Annotated in this window: 1 protein-coding gene; it reads right to left on the bottom strand. The window is 45.9% G+C overall.

Annotated elements, in window-relative coordinates:
- Window positions 1-122: 122 nt before the first annotated feature.
- Window positions 123-3,891, bottom strand: a 3,769-nt coding sequence (locus AC04NP_RS30285) for a PKD-like domain-containing protein (protein WP_482863868.1), incomplete at its 5' end; no start/stop codon positions are given.

Raw genomic sequence — 3,891 nt, 5'->3', positions numbered from 1 at the left:
GCACTAAGACACAAAGAGACACAGAGGTTTTTGCTTATAAATAAAATACAGGTACATTCTTAAGTTGTGCAACAGTCACGAGACACTGGCGCCAGTAGATGTTGGGGTGAAGGACAATAGATTTATTGCCGGACAATGACCATTTTTCTTCTGATGATCTCCGTGTCTTTGTTTTCCAGTATAATAAAGTACATACCACTCACCAAATCAATCGTAGGTATATCGATCCTGTTCTGATGCCTGTCAATTTTACCGGTTTCAATGGTCACACCCCGCTGATCGGAAATTTTCCACACATAATCATTTTGCAACGTTGGCTCCAGTTCAAGTATAACATGATCTGAAGCCGGCTGAGGATAGAGTTTTAATTCCCCCGAGGTATTCTGACTATGTCCGATACCAGTGATAGTGGCATTTTGCTTATCAGGAGCCTTAATATAAGCTGCCTGATAAACCCTCTTGGTATCTTTATTTTGCACAAATACAATAACAGCGAGTTTGGTGGGGTCAAAGGCCTTTTCTACCACCCAGGATTCGTCGATGACCTCGGTATCGTTCACATTCCAGGCGCGGTTGATGGTATGGCCTGAAGCATCCGGCAACAACTTTTTCATAACATTATGGTAAATTACTTCCGGTGGCAATCTTTCGATCCCGGAAACTTCAGTTTCAATAATGGCAGTATGCACCACAAGTTCTTCTTCGAAACCAGGAGGAAGGGCTGCTGTAGCAGTAATGATTGTGCTGATATCCAGCACAGAATTGCTGGCAGGAGGTAATGTTAAGTCAATATCGAAAAACGGTGTTTCCAGAGAAAAGTTGCTAATAGAGTCTTGCAACACAGCGGTGTTACTGGCATTGAGCAGCTTAAAAATACCTGCTCCATTAACCACAACATTAGGGGGCTCCGACAGGCCATAAAATAATCTTCTGGCACTTGGATCGGCAGTATTTTCCTGATTGAATAAATCAAAACCAGGAAAGCTGGTATGATAATTAATACTGAAAACCTCACCGCCGTTTTGATTGACCAGATTAGCTATCTGCTCATTGGATTGTGAACTTTCAACCTGGGAATTATTGGTAAAATGCTCCAATAGAATGACCTTGGAACGCTCTCCTATGTAAACATCATCAAAGGCGAAGCCATTTAATCCGGAAATAGAGGGATCATTTAAATCTGCCCCGAAGGTGATTCTAAACTGCACTGAACTGTTCCCCTTAAATTCGTCCAGAGAATGCTTCACTTTTTTCCAACCGGTCTCCTTCCCTGACCAGCCCAAATCCCCAATATTAACATTTCCCGGGCTACTGGGACTTCCTAGAATGGCCGAGGAATTATACCATTCCACACTCTCGAGCCCCCTGTTGTCACCAAGTACTGTCCAGGTTACCCCGCCATCAGTAGAACATTCTACAATAGCCCCGCTTTTTTGCTCCTCGGTGTGAGACCATATTTTAAAAGAGATCATTGGCCTTTCTATCGTACTGAAGTCGAAACATGGCGAATTTACCCAGGATTTTTCACCACTGTTATAAGTGCCACTTAAATTTGTTACCCAAGCGTTGGTTCCGTCTGCCGCTTGATCAATGACCATGTCGGTTGCCGGCACCCCCCATTCCCATGAATTATTGATTCCCTGCGCAACCCAGCCGCCGGATCCGTTTTCAAAGCTTTCGATGTAAGGATAGTCCCCTGCTCCTACCGCCGGCAGTATAAATACCTGCTCGGTAACAGTACGCTGACAGCCTATTCCGGTGGTTACGGTTAAACTCACATCGTACCAGCCGGGCGCTGAAAAAACATGGGAAGGGTTTTGCTGACCGGATGTATTGTCCGGGCCTGTTACCGGATCTCCAAAATCCCATAAATAACTTGAAATTGTGCCGGTTGGGAAAAAAGTGTTATCTGTAAACATGGCGGCATCTCCAAAACATATCTGTTCCCAGCTAAACTTTGTGGTAGGAAAAGCTCCGATTTCCAAATCCGCACTTTTTGAAGATCTGCATCCAAAGTCTGACTCTACGGTCAATACGATAGTATATATTCCCGGAGCTGAATATAAATGACTGGGGTTTTGCGCATTGTCAATGGGTGAATTATCCCCAAAATCCCACTCCCACCTTACAATAGTACTGGGGTTAGGGACACTCGATAAGTCAGTAAAATTAACTACCTCTCCATCACAGCTATTAAATACACCGAAATCTGCGACTGGAAGCTCCCTGACGTTGACAACTACATCTGTGAAGTTTGTGGCATTGTTTTCGTCAGTATAAGTGTATCTGATCACATGCGTTCCTACCCCTGCCAATGAAGGGGTGAAAAGATCATTGTTTACCACGCCTGGTCCACTGAATATACCAAAAGTGTTTATACCATCTGCCACCGGGTCTCCTACCAGGGGAAAGTCGGGGTCGTCAAAACAAAAATCCGTGGCACCCAGGCCGGGTATACCTACGTCTGGTAATGGGTTTACCTTAACCGACTGAGGAGCAGAGAAGTTTGAACAGCCTGTGCCAGGGTCAGTGTAATTATATTGAATAGCATGTGTTCCTACACCGGCTTCAAAAGGACTGAAGCTAAGCCCACTCACAATGCCAGGGCCAACAAATGTGCCACCGCTGGGTGATCCAAAGAGAGGTACGGTAGGCTCATTTACGGCATATTCCGGATTTAAGCCTCCAAAGGAAACTACTGGCAGTGCATTGATGGTTAATGAAATGGAAGACTCTGCCGAATGGCAGGGTCCGGCTGGGTCATTGGTGGTTAAGGTCAGTGTAATTGTACTTCCAATTTGTGAAGCATCAGGCATAAAGGTGGCATTTAAAGTATTGTTATTGGGTGAAAATGTACCCAGTCCATCGCTGGAAGTCCATGTGGCCATAGTCGCCGCACCCCCTGTTGTACCATTTAAAAGCGCATTTTCTCCTTCACAGATAGCCATGTCGATACCAGCACTGACAGTCGGAAGCGGGTCAACCGTTACGACAACATTAAAGGGAATTCCGCTGCAGCCCGAAGCAGTAGGCGTAATGGTATAAGTCACCGAACCTGAAACAGCGCTGGTATTAATGAGTTGCTGACTGATCAGGGCACCACTACCATTACTGGCTCCTGTTATCGCACCAGTGATATTTGAAACTACCCAGTCGAAAGATGTACCGCTCACACCATTGGGATTGGTGACGATAACATTGCTGAGTTCACCGCTACAAATGGTTTGGTCTGATGCATCGACGGTAGGAATTGGCTCTACAAATACTATATAGTCGACCGGTGTACCCGCACAGCCGGAGTGGGATGGTGTGATTTGGTAAATCACAGAAGCAATATTATTCCCGTAGTTGACTGGTGCATCGTTAATAGCACCACTTCCGGAAGCCGTAATGCTGGCGCCATCTATGGTGCCGATTATGGAGGAAGTCCACGAATAGGTGGTACCGGTGACTGTAGAGGATGGGATGAAATTTAAACCTGTACCGCTGCAGATGGTATTAATCAGATCGAGTGGAGTATTGTTGATTGCTGGTGTCGGGTTCTCAGTCACTATCACATCAAACGGAGTGCCTGAACAGCCATTTGCTGTGGGTGTAATACGGTAAGTCACACTCCCACTGTTGATCATATCACTGCTCGTTAACTTCTGACCTATCAATGAGCCATTACCACCAGTCGCGCCACTGACGTTCGTGCTACTATGTACCACCCAGCTAAAGGTTGTGCCTGTAACACCATTCGGGTTGCTGATCAAAACATTACTCGTCGTACCACTACAGATCGTCGCATCACTCGCCGTCGCATCAGGAAGCGGGTCTACGGTCACTACATAATCAACTGGTGTACCACTGCAACCTCCAAATGCCGGTGTGATCGTATAAGTCACCGTC

It is taken from the genome of Agaribacillus sp. DX54 (genome assembly GCF_056858335.1).
Note: the sequence above shows the minus strand (reverse complement) of the source record. Positions and strands in the feature narration are given on the sequence as shown.